Below are 15,297 nucleotides of genomic sequence, written 5' to 3' on the forward strand. Positions count from 1 at the left end.
TTCGTTAAAATTTTGTAAATGTTTTTAACAAAATAATCAACACGATGACATTTTAAAATTGTTACAAGCTGATAGTCAGTTGATTGGTTCTTTTATCCGTTCTGGATTTCATCAAGTACTTCTTTGATGATTTGACACCCTTTTATAATTTCTTCATTTGAAATGGTAAGGGGAGGGGTTATTCTTATTGCTTTAGGTTCAAATAATAACCAAAATAAAATCAATCCCTTTTCTTGACAACGCAAAACAACTTCATTTGTTATATCAGCTGACGGAGTCATGGCTGCAAGCATCAAACCTTTTCCTCTGATACCGGTTATTAATGGGTGAGACAGTTCTTTTCTAAAAAGTGCTTCCTTTTCAAGGGCTTGGGTCATCAAATTATGTTGGGTAACCTCCTTTAGTGTTGCAAGAGCAGCGGCGGAAATAACAGGATGCCCACCAAAAGTGGTAATATGTCCAAATTTAGGCTCACTCATTAAAAGGTCCATTAATTTTGTAGAGGCGGTGAAGGCACCTACAGGCATGCCTCCTGCGAGTCCTTTTCCCATAACCAAAATATCAGGTACACAGTTGTAGTGTTCAAACCCAAAAAGCTTTCCTGTTCTTCCAATACCTGGTTGAATTTCATCAAGTATCAGCAAAGCACCAACTTTTTCGCAACGCTCTTTTACTTTATTTAAGTAATCATTCTTGGGAGTAATAAAGCCGGCACCTCCTTGAATGGTTTCTAAAATAACACCTGCAGTTTGCTTCGTAATTAGTTTTAAGTGTTCCTCATTATTAAATTCAATAAATCGAATATCAGGGAGCAATGGGCGGAAGGCTCTTTTGCGTTCTTCATAGCCCATAACACTCATGGAGCCCATGGTATTTCCATGGTAGGCATTTTTGGCAGAAATAATCTCGCTTCTGCCGGTTGCACGTTTAGCAAGTTTTAAAGCGCCTTCAATCGCTTCTGTCCCAGAGTTTGTTAAATAGGTTTTTTCTAATGGACTTGGAAGGTTTTTTCCTAAAAATTTGGCTAGCTCAACAGCTGGTTTTTGAATGTATTCCCCATATACCATAACATGAAGATACTCTTCAGCTTGATGTTTGATAGCCTCAACTACACGAGGATGGCAATGACCTAAAGTACAGGCAGATACTCCTGCAACAAAATCTAAATAAGCCTTTCCTTGACTATCATATATAAAGGATCCCTTCGCATGGGAAATTTCCATGGCCAAAGGATTAGGCGAGGTTTGGGCTTGATATTTAAAGAAATCGTTAGATGTCACGTTAATTGTCATCATTATTTTTCAAGGGTTGGGACAATTGATCTTTAGGGTCTTTTTTTAATTCTATCAATTCCTTTTTTGGAATTTGTCTTGATGCTTTTGTGGGATCTTCTTCCTTTATATTAGAATTAGATTTTCTTTCCTCTTCCTCTGCTTTTTTTACTCGTTCCATCATCTCTTCATCAAAAAACTCTTCCTGAGGCACATAATCATCAATACCTTTGATTTTTGGTAATTCCAAAGGAGGGTCGTCAGAGAATAAATCTTCAACACTCATAGGTCTTTCGTCGCCTCTCCAATCAAAATCTTTCAGTTTACGGGCATTTTTTGGAAATTGCGATTCTGGGTATGTGATAGCATCTGGTTGTTGCGCCCTGTAATAGCTTTCTAATTCACCATTGTTAAACTCAATAGTAATACTACCAGATTTAGCTTTGTCAATGCCAATTAATTCCTGCTTGTCATCACGAGCGTAAAAAATAGACTCAGCATTTTTGTTGATATAAACTGTTTTAAGTTTATTCGTCTCATCAAAAAAACCAGTAAGGGTTTTTCCTTTTACTTGATTAAAGCCATCTTCACTTATGGTGTCTTGACTCACCAAAAAGGCATCATAAAAAACATATAAGGAATCAATTGTTTCTGTTTTAGGATTGGAATATATGTGAATGGTATCCCCGGTCATTTGATTTTCCTCATTCCATAGAACAGGACGTCGCTTTACGGCAAACGCATCTTTGGACGATAATCTCGCCAAATTAATCATTTGGGTCAATCCTTTTTCGTGGTCAACATGTATCGAATCTGCTTTTCCACTCATGTCTGATTTATACATCTTCACATTTCTAAATGCCCTAGTAATCCGTTTTTCTGGCTTTCCCGTTACCATTAAGGTATCCGCATGCATGTAAATGGAATCCTTTTCCTGAACGGAAATAGCAAGGGCTCTTTTGGTGATGAACACGGAATCTTTGTCTTTGTAAACTTCGGCATAATGGCCTTTAATAACGCTATTGTTGATGGTGTCAGTTACTTTAATGTTGTTAGTGGCAGAAGCAAAGCTCCGGTTGTTATCAAAGTACATACTATCACCTTCAAAAATTCGGTTGTCATAATCAATTCGGGTATTCTTGACTCCATGACCTATTTTCCGTTCCGTATCATAAAACCCTTTTTCACAATAAGTTTTACTATCGGCAGTCGTAATGGTTGAAGGGCCATACAAATAGGCATAACCCGATTCTGAATAGAAATCAAGTTGGTTGGTGTTGATGGTGTATTCTGGATGAACAAGAATGACATCCTTGACAAATTGATATTTTTTACTTTCCATGTAGTAACGACCGATTCTACTAGTAATTGTTCCTGAAGAATCTCTTACCACACGTCCTCCCGTTCTATAAAAGGATTGTTGTTTTAACCGGTCAAAGTAAAGGGTGTCTGTAGTCAATGTAGAATTAGGTTCGGTTAGAACTACATCACCACTGGCAAATGCTAATTTGGTTTGACCACTATATTCAGCATATTTAGCAGTCATATTAATGGTGTCTCCCTGCTTCATGCTTACATTCCCGTAAGCTTCCAAAAAATTCTCATTGCTGTAAAGAAGCGCTTGATCACAGTACATGTCAACTCCTTCGTGAACTACATGAACTTGACCGGAATCGTCCCTTGTCATCACTTTTAAGCCAGGTGTTTCCTCTTCTTTGATTTCCAAAAAACCACCGTACTTTATTTCAATTTTCTTAGGCTCTTGAGAATAAATTTGGGTAGCAAATAGAAAAAAGGAAAAAATAAATAACGACTTCAATATCTTCAAACTAGCTAAAATTTGGTGTCAAAAATAGTGATAAATATGATGTTTTATCGTGTGTTGTGATTTTTTTAATAATAAAAAAACCTGCCAAAAAACTTTTAGCAGGTTTGAATTTCTTTATAAAAGAAAATTATCTGAAAATCGTTTGTTTTCTATCTGGACCTACAGAAACAATGGTGATTGGGATTTCCAATTCTTTTTCTAGGAAGGCAATATAGTCATTAAGTTCTGCTGGTAATTGAGATGCTTCAGACATTTCTGTTAAATCTGCTTTCCAACCTTTAAAGTCGGTGTAAACGGGAGTGACATTTTCCTCTTCTATATTATATGGTAAATGAGTAATTGTATCTCCTTGATAGTTATAAGCGGTACAAACTTTTAAGGTCTCAAAGCCCGAAAGTACATCAGCTTTCATCATCATTAACTGGGTGACACCATTTACCTGACAAGCATATTTAAGAGCTACTAAATCTAACCAACCACACCTTCTAGGTCTTCCTGTAGTTGCACCAAATTCATGACCTACACGTGCCATGGTTTCGCCATTCTCATCAAATAATTCAGTAGGAAATGGTCCGGATCCAACTCTTGTGGTGTATGCCTTGAAAATTCCAAAAACATCTTTAATTTGGTTTGGAGCAACACCTAAACCTGTGCAAGCCCCAGCTGCTGTTGTGTTACTTGAGGTTACAAATGGATAAGTTCCAAAATCGATATCCAATAAAGATCCTTGGGCACCTTCAGCTAAAATAGTTTTATTCTCCTTTTGAGCTTGGAAGATGTATTCTTCGGAATCAATAAGCTTTAAAGATTTTAAAACGCTCACAGCTTCAAAGAATTCCGTTTCCAACTCTTTTAGGTTATACTCGAGTTCAACGTTGTAGAACTCAATCATGGCTTCATGCTTATCTGCTAGAGCTCTATATTTATCTTTCCAATCTGCTAGTTCTAAATCACCAACACGAATTCCATTTCGTCCCGTTTTATCCATGTAAGTAGGGCCTATTCCTTTTAAGGTAGAGCCGATTTTGGCCTTCCCTTTTGAGGCTTCACTCGCAGCATCCAGCAAACGATGGGTTGGTAGGATGATATGAGCTTTTCTGGAAATAAATAATGTTTTCTTATAATCGACGTTTTGTTCGTCTAATTTATCAAGTTCTTTTTTAAAAATGACAGGGTCAATTACAACTCCATTTCCAACTAGGTTAATGGCATCTTCATGGAAAATTCCCGATGGGATGGTGTGTAACACATGCTTTTTTCCATTGAAAACTAGAGTGTGTCCCGCATTTGGGCCTCCTTGAAATCTTGCAATAATATTGTATTTAGAGGTTAGAACGTCAACAATTTTTCCTTTGCCTTCGTCACCCCATTGTAAACCTAGTAGTAAATCTACTGCCATTTTAATAATAAGTTATTAGTTGTTTTTTCTATTCCCGTAAAAGTAAAGTGAGTGGTTTTTTATTTCAATATCAAACACTTCTTCAATGGTTTTTTTAATGCTTTGAATCCTTGGATCACAAAACTCAATAACCTCTCCAGTATCGGTAAGGATGACGTGGTCGTGTTGTTTATCAAAATAAGATTTTTCATAGTGGGCTTGGTTTTGGCCAAATTGATGCTTTCTTACCAATCCACATTCTAGAAGTAACTCAATGGTGTTATAAAGTGTTGCCCTACTAACACGATACTTTTTGTTTTTCATGTTAAGGTAGAGCGATTCTATATCAAAATGTTCTTCACTATCATAAATCTCTTGAAGGATGGCATATCTTTCAGGTGTTTTACGGTGCCCTTTTTCTTCTAAATAGGCCGTGAAGACATTTTTTACAATTTCTTGATTTTTACTATCTGTTTTTACACTCATAATTCCAACTGCAAATTTACACTAATTTTTAAACTCTAGACACTTTCTCGATACCATTAATTTTTTTCAAATGATCCATAAGTTTATTGAGCATGTTATTGTTCTTGACTACCACATTTATTTTTCCGTGAAATACACCGTCGTCACTTTCAAAACTGATGCTCTTCATATTAACATGCATGTTTGAGGATATTACCTGAGTGATATTGTTGACGAGTCCCAAATTGTCAATTCCTGAAAGTTTGATTTGAGTGGTAAACTCCTGTTGAGATGAATCTACCCACTTAGCAGACATGATTCGGTATGCATAATTTGATTGCAAACTCAATGCATTTGGACAATTTTTCTTATGCACCTTTAAACCATCGTTAATGGTTAAGAAGCCAAAAACAGGGTCTCCTGGTATCGGATTGCAGCAACTGGCCAATTTGTACTCCAGTCTTTGTTCATCTTTACCAAACACAAGCAAATCATAATTGGTTGTAATTTCGTCCCTTTCTAATTCTTCCTTGGGAATAGAGTGGGTTTTACGTCCAATTTTTCCTTTGATATAACTCATCAAGGCATTACTTCTTGAAGAAGCATATTCCTTGATCATTTTGCTGTCTATCGTTCCTATTCCTACCCGATAAAATAAATCTAAACTTGTGCTCAATTTAAAGTAATTGACCATTTCATTAATAGACCTCTCATTGAGTTCTATTTTGAGCTGTTTTAATTTCCTTCGTAGTATTTCCTTGCCATCCTCGGCAATTCGCTTTTTATCGGCTTTAAGAACAGATTTTATTTTACTTCTGGCTCTGGCTGTTGTGGCGTAATCCAACCAATTGGTACTGGGTTTGACTGACTCTGAAGTTAATATTTCTACACGGTCACCACTTTTTAATTCGTAACTCAAAGGAACCAACTTGCTATTCACTTTGGCACCTCGGGTTTTCATTCCTACCTCCGTATGTATGCTGAAAGCAAAATCAAGTGGAGTTGCACCCTTTGGCAGAGATTTTAATTCACCCTTAGGTGTGAACACGAATATTTCTTTGGAGTATAAGTTTAGCTTAAACTGTTCAACAAAATCCACGGCACTGCCTTCAGGATTTTCTAAGGCATCCTGTAGTTTTGAAATCCAGCCGTCCAAAGAATCATCATTATCATCTCCTTCTTTGTATTTGTAATGAGCGGCATAACCTTTTTCAGCTATTTCATTCATTCGCTCACTTCTTATTTGAACTTCTACCCAACGGCTTTTTGGACCAATAACTGTAATATGAAGTGCCTCATAACCTGTTGATTTTGGTGAAGAAATCCAATCTCGAAGTCGAATTGGGTTGGGTCTGAAGTGGTCTGTTACAATCGAATAAATCTTCCAGGCCAGAAATTTTTCATTCTGCCTATCACTTCTATAAATGATTCTAACGGCGAACTTGTCATAAACTTCGTCAAAGGAAACCCCTTGATTCAACATTTTTCTCCTTATCGAGAAGATGGATTTAGGACGTCCCTTAATCACATAGTTCAAACCTTCCTTATCCAGTGATCTTTTCAAGACATCACTGAATTCAGCAATGTACTCATCCTGCTCTTCCTTACTTTCTTTCATTTTGGTAAGGATATCATTATAAGTTTCAGGTTCGGTATATTTCAAACCTAGGTCTTCTAGCTCAGTCTTGATGTTATAAAGACCAATTCTATGAGCCAAAGGTGCATAGATGTAAAGCGTTTCAGAAGCTATTTTTTCCTGTTTGTCAGACCTCATGGAATCCATGGTTTGCATGTTGTGAAGTCTGTCAGCTATTTTAATTATTATTACTCTCACATCATCATTAAGAGTGAGAAGCATTTTTCTGAAATTCTCAGCTTGAAGCGAAATATCACCAGATTGCTTTAAGGAAGAAATTTTAGTTAGCCCATCAACAATTCTGGCCACTATGGGTCCGAACATGTTATGGATGTCTTCAACAGAATAATTTTCATTGTCTTCAACTACATCGTGAAGAAGAGCAGCTGCAATAGAGGTAGCATCAAGACCAATTTCTTGAGCCACGATTTTAGCAACCGCAATAGGATGAAATATATATGCCTCACCAGACTTTCTGCGTTGATCTTTATGGGCTTCTAAAGCAACTTCAAAAGCCTTTCTTATCAATTTTTTATCCGTGGAAGAAAGGGTTCTGTAACTTACCTTAAGTAATTCCCTGTAAGCCTTGGCAATGGCAGCATTTTCCTTCTCTATGTCTACATCGGTCATCATATATCTAAAATAGCAATAAGAAAATTAATGAACAATATTTTGGTCAGAATTTAAGATGAAGTCTGGGTTTGAATAGATAAATGGTTAACTACTTTTTTAAATTCTTAATACGTTGTAACAAAGTAGGGTGTGAATAATGTACAAACACATAGCTTGAATGCGGTGTGAGATTGCTCAAGCTGTTTTTGGATAACTTTTTTAGTGACGTAATAAGAGGTGCTGCTCGAAAAGTATTTTTGGCATAATCATCGGCTTGATATTCAAATTTTCTAGAGAACCAATTCATAATAAGTCCCGTGATTTCCGAAATAGGAGAGTAAAGCAATCCGAAGGCTACAAGGGCAATATGAAAGCTGTGTTTTTCAACGCCTAATGCTTCAGAAAGTAAAGGGTTGGAAATAAAAAGGGATAAAATATAAAAGGTGAATCCCGTTAATAAAATGGACGTTATTAAGTTGAAAATAATATGCTTCTTTTTGTAGTGACCCACCTCATGAGCCAAAACGGAAACAATTTCATCTTCATCCAAATCGTTGATTAAAGTGTCATAAAGCGTGACCCGCTTTTCGCTACCAAAACCCGAAAAATAGGCGTTGGCTTTAGTGCTCCTTTTAGAACCATCAATAACAAAAATTTTGTTTAGGTGAAACCCAACGGATTCAGCGTATTCTGAGATTTTATTTCTTAAAGATCCTTCTTCTAAAGGTGTCTGTTTGTTGAAAAGTGGTACTATTAATCTGGAGTAAAACATATTCATAAAAACAGTGAATACGGTTACTATTCCCCAAGCGTAAAACCAAAAATAATTTCCTGTCGATTTATAAAACCAAATGATAAGAGCTAAGATGCCTCCACCCAAAACAGCCGACATAAGCCATCCTTTTATTTTATCTAAAAAGAAGGTTTTTTTGGTGGTTTTGTTAAATCCAAAGGCTTCTTCAATTACAAAAGTTTTATAATATGAAAAGGGTATAGTGATAATGCTGCTTGCCAGCATGATGATTCCGAAGAAAATCAAGGCTACGAAAATATCATTATCAGTTAAGGTTCTGGCTAAATTATCTACAATTTCAAATCCATCCAAAAGGATAAAGCCAACTGTTAAAATCAATGAAAAAGTTGAGGACAACAATCCAAATTTGTAATTGGTAGCTTTGTAATGTTGTGATTTCTTATACTCTTCTGGATCATAAACATCCTTTAACTCATCAGGAAGATGGTCATTAAAATGTTTGGCATTAAGGCCATCTAGAATTTTATCGATGATAAAATCAATGATAATAATAGCTAAAATGATGTATAAAAGGGAGGAGGCAGTCATTGGGTTATAAAAAATTGCGTTGTCTTTTGGCTTCAAAAATAAGAATTCCTGCTGCAACCGATACGTTCATGGAATCAATTTCTCCTTGCATCGGGATCACTATATTTTGGGAGCTGTTATTTAACCATAAATTACTAAGTCCGGTCGCTTCGGTACCAACTACAATAGCCGATGGCTTGGTGAAATTTTGTGTCTGATAGGGGATGGAGGCCTGTAAAGCGGCACAAAAAATAGCGACTTGATTTGACTTAAGAAAGTCAATGATTTCTTGTGTGGATCCCGTAGCTATGGGCTTAGTAAAAACACATCCCACACTTGAACGAATGATGTTGGGGTTGTATAAATCTGTTTTTGGGTTGGCAATAATTACGGCATCTAAGTTGGCTGCATCTGCGGTTCTTAATAAAGCACCAATATTTCCAGGTTTTTCAGGAGCTTCAGCAACCAAAATTAAGGGGGCTTCATTTTTAAATATCAAATCACTTAAATGATGTGATTTTGATTTGGCAACAGCAATCACACCTTCAGTGGTGCTGCGGTGAGCTAATTTTTGAAAGACTTCCAGTGAAATTTCTATGATGGAAGTCCCTTTTTTTTCATATTCTAAAGCATCAGATTCTGAAAAAAGCTTTCCATAGAAAAGCAACATGTCCAATTGATAACCGCCTTTAATGGCTAGCGCCAATTCTCGTTGTCCCTCAATTAAAAATAGCCCCGATTTTTTACGATCGCGGGATTTGTCCTTAAGTTGAACCAGTTGTTTAATTAAAGGGTTTTGCGGACTAGAAATGTGTTTCATCAGAGTGCATTATTTTCAAAATAATTTACCACCAAAGCTACAACATAACTATAGCTTTTCATACCATCTTGTTGATTGTTGACCTTCAAAAAATGGTTGTAACTGCTTTGGAACAATGGTTCCAACGGATTTTGGTATTCCATCCAAAAATTTTGAACCTCTTGATAATTTTTTAAAATACCAACATGGATTTTTTCCTTCAAAATTTCATAGGCTTCAGGGTCTCTTCTGTAAACCTCTAGCAAGCAGTGTTTTAAAGCGAAAGTGTAGCCACAATAATTAAAATAAACATTTGGATGGTTGATAGCCGCTAAACTACCAATAAAGTTAGCCTCATTTTCTGCAGCATACCCCAGTTGATGAGCTACCTCATGAGAAGATACAACAGGAAATCTATAAATAGGAATGTAACCATCCACATGGGCTTCATTGGTTAGCGGATTTAAATAGCCACTAAATCCCATGTAGGTCAGCGGCAAGCTAAATAATGATTTTTTGATGCTTTTAGGTTTATAGTCTAAATCTGGAAATTCTTCCCTTAGACGATGGTAGCCCTCAGGAACCATTTTAAAAACTTCCATTTCTTTGAATGGTACTTGCACTTTTACAGAATCATTTTTGGCAAGTTGAAGTTGTAAAGCATTGGATTTTTCAATCAGTTTTTCCGTGACAGCCATAAGTTGTTCAGTGGAATAATCAGCTTCCAAATTCAATTTTTGATGAAGTGGAAGTCGGTAATAGTTCATTCCCCATAGCAGGTGAAATGCAAAATAGATCACAGAAAAAGCCGAAAAAACATCCAGAAACCAACCTTTGGTGTCTTGTGTAATTCTTTTGGCATTGAGTATGAGCCATCTTAACATATAAATGATAGCAATGGCGTAGAAAAGGTCTCCAAAAGAAAAAGGTAACCATCCTAAGGTGAATCTGAAAACTTTTGAAACTATGGGATAAAATCCCAAACTATAATGGGTTTCCACGGTTTCAGGATAAACGGAAATCCACTTAATAAAAAGGATTTGTGGAATAATGGCAAGTGCTAGGAATAATTTTGGGCTTTTCCTCATAAACCCAAAAATAGGGAATTGTTTGTAATACTTTTATGCTTATCCATACCTTTGTGAAACATTTAATACACAACTATGAATTCAGATATAAAATCTTTAGTACCGCAAGAATTGTGGCAAAACTTTGCAAAGCTTAATGCTGTACCTCGAGCCTCTAAAAAAGAAGAAAAGGTCATTGCTTTTATGAAAGCATTTGGTGAAAAGCTGGGACTTGAGGCCTTTGAGGATGAGGTTGGTAATGTCATTATAAAAAAGCCTGCAACTTCTGGCATGGAAGACAGAAAAACCATCGTTATGCAATCGCATTTAGATATGGTGCACCAAAAAAATAATGATACCCAATTTAATTTTGATACCCAAGGTATTGAAATGTTTGTTGATGGCGATTGGGTAAGGGCAAAAGGAACTACATTAGGAGCTGATAATGGATTAGGTGTGGCAACAATTATGGCTATTTTAGAAAGCAAAGATATACCGCACCCAGCGATAGAAGCACTTTTTACCATAGATGAAGAAACGGGTATGACTGGTGCTATGGGTCTAAAAGGGGGCTTGCTTCATGGTGAGATTTTATTGAATTTGGATACGGAAGAAGATGATGAGATTGGTGTGGGATGTGCAGGAGGAGTTGATGTTACGGCTACTAGAACTTATCAAGTTGAAGAAACTGCTCAAGATCAGATTGGGTTTGAAATTAATGTGAAAGGTCTTCAAGGCGGGCACTCGGGAATGGACATCCATAAAGGGCTAGGAAATGCCAATAAGATTATGAATCGCTTGTTGTTTGATGGATTTGAGAATTTCGGATTACGAATTTCTGAAATTGAAGGAGGGAGTCTGAGAAATGCGATTCCTAGAGAAAGCAAAGCTTTAGTTGCTATTGATAGCATTCATGAAGACGCATTTATAATGGAAATGGCCCAATTGTCACAAACTATAAAAACGGAGTTAAGAACCATGGAACCCCAGTTGGATATTTCGGTATCTAAAACCAAAGTACCCAAATTGGTCATGGACTTGGGTGTTCAGGAAGGTTTCACAAAGGCTGTGTATGCTGCATGTAATGGCGTGTATAGAATGAGTGCTGATATTCCAGGATTGGTTGAAACCTCAAATAATATTGCTAAAGTTTTAGTTAAAGACGGCGAATTAAAAATTGAATGTTTAACTCGTTCATCAGTGGAGAGTTCCAAATGGGATTTGGCCAATTCCCTTAGGTCATCATTTGAAATGACCGGGTGTGATGTTGCTTTTTCAGGAGATTATCCAGGTTGGACTCCTAATATGGATTCTCCAATTCTGAAAGTGTTAGAATCTCTATATATTGAAATGAACGGAGAAAAGCCACATGTGGCAGCTTGTCATGCTGGTTTGGAATGTGGTATACTTGGACAAAATTATCCAGAGATGGATATGATCAGTTTTGGCCCCAATATTAGGGGAGCTCACTCTCCCGATGAAAGAGCTCAAATATCCTCAACTCAGAAATTCTGGGAGTTTGTAAAAGAAATTTTAAAGAATATTCCAAAGAAGTAGGTTGGAGCAAATAAAAAAAGGAGCTTGATTTCAAGCTCCTTTTTTTATTTAACGGTATTTCGTTTATTCATCAATCGCCGTTAATTTGATATCAAAAATCAAATTGGAGTTAGGCGGTATTGGACCATATTGTCTATCTCCATAACCTAAATAAGATGGGATAAATGCTTTTACTTCCTCTCCAATTTTCATTTGCAACATACTTTCCCTAAAACCAGCTACAAGAGAAGCTGTTTCATTATAAGGCATCGAGAAGGGTTTGTAAGCCCCCTTATTGTCCGCTACCTCTTGATACATATTGTTTTCTTGAGCCACCTCTTTCCAAGTTGTCCAAAACAGTTTTCCATTTTCAAAATATCCCGCACAATCAATTAACACACGTTGACTAGGATCAGGCTTAATACCATCGGTTTCTTTGGTAAAGATCATGGCTAAACCGGTAGGCGATTTTATCACTCGGGAATCTTCGGTTGCATATTTTTCAAGAAATTTCTCAGCAGAAACAGCAGCATCTTCCTTTAATTTCTGTTTCTTTTCTTCCTTAATTTGTTGTTGTCTTTCCTCAACTTTAGGAAGTTCTTCAGTATATACCTTGGCCGCATTAAAAGCTTCGGCTTCACTACCTTTTCTGATGATGTTTAGTTGAGAGATTATTACATCCTCAACTGGTTTGTTTGATCCGGGTGTTACTTTAACATTAGAGATGGAATCCAATACTTCTAGACCTATCACCAATTCTCCAAAGACAGCATGTTTGTTGTCTAGGTGTCCCGTTGGAACCTCGGTAATAAAAAATTGACTTCCGTTTGTATTTGGACCTGAGTTGGCCATAGATAAAATACCCGGTTTGTCATGCTTAAGATCAGGATAGAATTCATCAATGAATTTATATCCAGGGTCTCCCATTCCTGTTGCTGTTGGATCACCTCCTTGAATCATAAATTTGTCTATGACTCTATGGAAAGTAGTACCATTGTAATATTTCTTGTTTTTCAATGAATCTGTAACATTTGGGTGCGTTCCTTCTGCGAGAGCAACAAAGTTGGCAACAGTTACAGGTACTTCTTTGTAAAATAATTTAGCAACCATAGTCCCTTTATTCGTTACGAACTCAGCATATAGTCCGTCTCCTAAATCGGGATATTTCTGACTGCAAGATGTGAAACTTGCCAATAGGGCTAGCATTAAAATTCTAAATGAATGATTTAAAAATTTCATAAATATAAATTGTAAATAAGTATAATTTTAAGGTGTGTTATTATCAATAATGGAGTGTATGGTTACTTCACAAACCAAGGGAACATTCATCCCGATACGGTTCTCGTCACCATAGTACCCATATGCTTTTTGTGAAGGAAACAAGAATGTCACTGTTTCTCCAGATTTCATTAATTTGAGACCTTCTCTCAATCCTGAAAACAGTTCTTGCTTATCCATAATGTAGTTTTGGGTTTTCAAATCCTTCTTTGAGTAAATAAGGTCGCCATTGATGGTTTTGATGTTATAATCAAATTTAACCAGGTCCCCAAAATTTGGTTTTATCAAAGAGTCTTCAATTTTGGTGTTGTAAAAATACCAAAAACCATTCTGGGAAGAGAAATAGTTGATTTCAGGATTGTCTTGCATCATTTTTTCAAATACGGCTGTTTCCCTAGCATTCAATTCGATATTTCTGGCAACTGATTTATCGATAAATGAACCGCTTTTGGCAGATACTGGTCTTCTGGCTTCTGGAGATTTGCATCCCAACAGCAACAGGCCAAATATGAAACAAGTGATGAGACTACGCATTGTTTAGGGCTTTTAAATAGTTTGGTAATATACTAATAAATTTTTCAACTGTAGCCTCTAAGCTCAATTCGCTTCTTCCACCGGCAGCATTGATGTGTCCTCCACCATTGAAATGTTCCCTTGCAAAGGCGTTTACAGAAAACGTACCTTTTGATCTCAAGGATATTTTAATGATGTCATTGCCTTTATCTTCTATAAATATGGCAGCAAAGGCAATGTTTTCTATAGATAAAGCATAGTTGACAAAACCTTCGGTGTCTCCTTTTTTGTAATTATATTGATTTAATTCTTCTTGGGAAAGTGTAATAAAAGCGGTTCTGTACTCTGGTTTGACCTTTAGGTTGTTTAAAGCTCTTCCTAAAAGTTGCATGCGGTCAAAGCTGTTGGTATCAAAAACGTTGTTGTAGATTTCAGAATGATTGGCTCCTTGTTCTATCAGATAAGCCACCACGCGATGGGTTTCACTGGTGGTGGAAGGAAATCTAAACGAACCAGTATCAGTCATCATCCCTGTATAGAGACAAGTAGCAATATTTTCGTCTATTAATGATTGGTCTCCCATCCAAGTTATAAAATTGTAGACCATCTCACAGGTGGAACTCATTTGCACATCAGAATACATGTAAGTAGCGTAATCTGCAGGTTCTTGGTGGTGGTCAATCATGATTTTAATTGCTGAGCTTTCAGTAAGAAATTGCTCCATATCACCAACACGGTTTAACGCATTGAAATCTAAGGTGAATATGATATCAGCTTCCTTTATAAGTTGGTCAGAATGATCTTTTTCCAGCTCATACTTTAAAGAAAGATCATCAGCTGGCATCCATTTCAAGAATTCTGGATAATCGTTAGGGGCAATAACGGTTACTTCTTGTTCATGTTTTTTTAAATAGTGATATAGTCCTAAACAAGATCCCATGGCGTCTCCATCAGGATTCTTGTGGGGTACAACAACTATTTTTTTTGGAGAGCTAATCAGGCTTCTTATTGCAATTATATCATCTTCAGTCATAGGGGACGAATATACAATTTTTTAAAATGTTGCATTCTTGTTTTTTTAGATAAATCCATTACTTTTGCAGCGAATTTAAAACAAGAAAATGGCAACAAATAGAACATTTACAATGCTTAAGCCAGATGCTGTTGAAAAAGGGCATGTTGGTGCAATTTTGGAAAAAATCAACGCTTCTGGGTTTAGAATTGTAGCAATGAAGTTAACCCAAATGACAAAAAATGATGCTGAAACTTTTTATGCGATCCATAAGGAGCGTCCATTTTTTGGAGAGTTGGTTGAGTATATGACAAGAGGTCCAATAGTTGCAGCAATCTTAGAAAAAGATAATGCTGTTGAAGACTTTAGAACATTGATTGGTGCTACAAATCCTGCTGAAGCAGCAGAAGGAACTATCAGAAAATTGTATGCAGCTTCAATTGGTGAAAATGCTGTACACGGAAGTGATAGTGATGATAATGCTTTAATTGAAAGTACCTTCCATTTTTCTGGTAGAGAAATGTTTTAACTAGAGGTAATACCAAGAATAAAATGAAAGCTCGAAATAAAATTATTTCGAG

Annotated in this window: 13 protein-coding genes; 2 read left to right on the top strand and 11 right to left on the bottom strand. The window is 36.5% G+C overall.

Going from position 1 to position 15,297, the window contains the following annotated elements; translation table 11 throughout:
* Positions 1 to 92 precede the first annotated feature (92 nt).
* From GZ212_RS11140 to GZ212_RS11175, 8 genes are all read right to left on the bottom strand, one after another.
* Positions 93 to 1,295 carry an aspartate aminotransferase family protein gene (locus tag GZ212_RS11140; RefSeq protein WP_240923804.1) on the bottom strand — a complete coding sequence of 401 codons (1,203 nt, stop codon included), beginning with the start codon at positions 1,293 to 1,295 and terminating at the stop codon, positions 93 to 95.
* The gene (locus tag GZ212_RS11145; RefSeq protein WP_206080436.1) at positions 1,282 to 3,099 is read right to left on the bottom strand and encodes an OstA-like protein; all 1,818 of its coding nucleotides are present in this window, start codon (positions 3,097 to 3,099) and stop codon (positions 1,282 to 1,284) included. The genes GZ212_RS11140 and GZ212_RS11145 overlap by 14 nt, the downstream gene beginning before the upstream one ends.
* A 127-nt stretch (positions 3,100 to 3,226) precedes the next feature.
* Entirely contained in the window at positions 3,227 to 4,498 is a 1,272-nt protein-coding gene (locus GZ212_RS11150) for an adenylosuccinate synthase (RefSeq protein ID WP_166960178.1), read from the bottom strand.
* A gap of 15 nt (positions 4,499 to 4,513) precedes the next feature.
* A complete protein-coding gene (locus GZ212_RS11155; protein WP_053971627.1) occupies positions 4,514 to 4,963 on the bottom strand; it encodes a Fur family transcriptional regulator in 450 nt (149 codons plus the stop codon).
* Between the two features lie 28 nt (positions 4,964 to 4,991).
* Entirely contained in the window at positions 4,992 to 7,208 is a 2,217-nt protein-coding gene (locus GZ212_RS11160; protein ID WP_053972120.1) for a bifunctional (p)ppGpp synthetase/guanosine-3',5'-bis(diphosphate) 3'-pyrophosphohydrolase, read from the bottom strand.
* A gap of 91 nt (positions 7,209 to 7,299) precedes the next feature.
* Complete coding sequence (locus GZ212_RS11165) at positions 7,300 to 8,532, bottom strand: M48 family metallopeptidase (RefSeq protein ID WP_166960181.1); 1,233 nt, start codon at positions 8,530 to 8,532, stop codon at positions 7,300 to 7,302.
* Positions 8,533 to 8,536: 4 nt separating this feature from the next.
* On the bottom strand, positions 8,537 to 9,331 hold the full coding sequence (locus GZ212_RS11170; protein ID WP_166960184.1) for an RNA methyltransferase: 795 nt from the start codon (positions 9,329 to 9,331) through the stop codon (positions 8,537 to 8,539).
* Positions 9,331 to 10,398, bottom strand: coding sequence for a DUF3810 domain-containing protein (locus GZ212_RS11175; RefSeq protein WP_166960187.1), 1,068 nt, complete (start codon positions 10,396 to 10,398; stop codon positions 9,331 to 9,333). The genes GZ212_RS11170 and GZ212_RS11175 overlap by 1 nt, the downstream gene beginning before the upstream one ends.
* 75 nt (positions 10,399 to 10,473) lie before the next feature.
* Between GZ212_RS11175 and GZ212_RS11180 the strand changes: the two genes are divergently transcribed.
* Positions 10,474 to 11,934 (top strand): aminoacyl-histidine dipeptidase, encoded by a 1,461-nt coding sequence (locus GZ212_RS11180; RefSeq protein WP_166960190.1) that lies wholly within the window; start codon positions 10,474 to 10,476, stop codon positions 11,932 to 11,934.
* A 63-nt stretch (positions 11,935 to 11,997) separates the two neighbouring features.
* On the opposite strand, the gene GZ212_RS11185 is transcribed toward GZ212_RS11180, so the two are convergent.
* The 3 genes from GZ212_RS11185 to GZ212_RS11195 are packed head-to-tail and all read right to left on the bottom strand — an operon-like array spanning position 11,998 to position 14,737.
* Positions 11,998 to 13,152, bottom strand: coding sequence for a peptidylprolyl isomerase (locus GZ212_RS11185; protein WP_166960193.1), 1,155 nt, complete (start codon positions 13,150 to 13,152; stop codon positions 11,998 to 12,000).
* A gap of 27 nt (positions 13,153 to 13,179) precedes the next feature.
* Entirely contained in the window at positions 13,180 to 13,725 is a 546-nt protein-coding gene (gene gldI / locus GZ212_RS11190) for a gliding motility-associated peptidyl-prolyl isomerase GldI (protein ID WP_166960196.1), read from the bottom strand.
* A complete protein-coding gene (locus GZ212_RS11195) occupies positions 13,718 to 14,737 on the bottom strand; it encodes a bifunctional oligoribonuclease/PAP phosphatase NrnA (protein WP_166960199.1) in 1,020 nt (339 codons plus the stop codon). The genes gldI and GZ212_RS11195 overlap by 8 nt, the downstream gene beginning before the upstream one ends.
* A gap of 88 nt (positions 14,738 to 14,825) precedes the next feature.
* On the opposite strand from GZ212_RS11195, the gene GZ212_RS11200 reads away from it, so the two are divergent.
* Positions 14,826 to 15,245: a nucleoside-diphosphate kinase gene (locus GZ212_RS11200; RefSeq protein ID WP_053971635.1), complete on the top strand. Its 420-nt coding sequence runs from the start codon at positions 14,826 to 14,828 to the stop codon at positions 15,243 to 15,245.
* The last annotated feature ends 52 nt before the right edge of the window (positions 15,246 to 15,297 follow it).

The sequence above is a fragment of the Mangrovimonas sp. CR14 genome (assembly GCF_011764015.1).
Lineage (GTDB): Bacteria > Bacteroidota > Bacteroidia > Flavobacteriales > Flavobacteriaceae > Mangrovimonas > Mangrovimonas futianensis.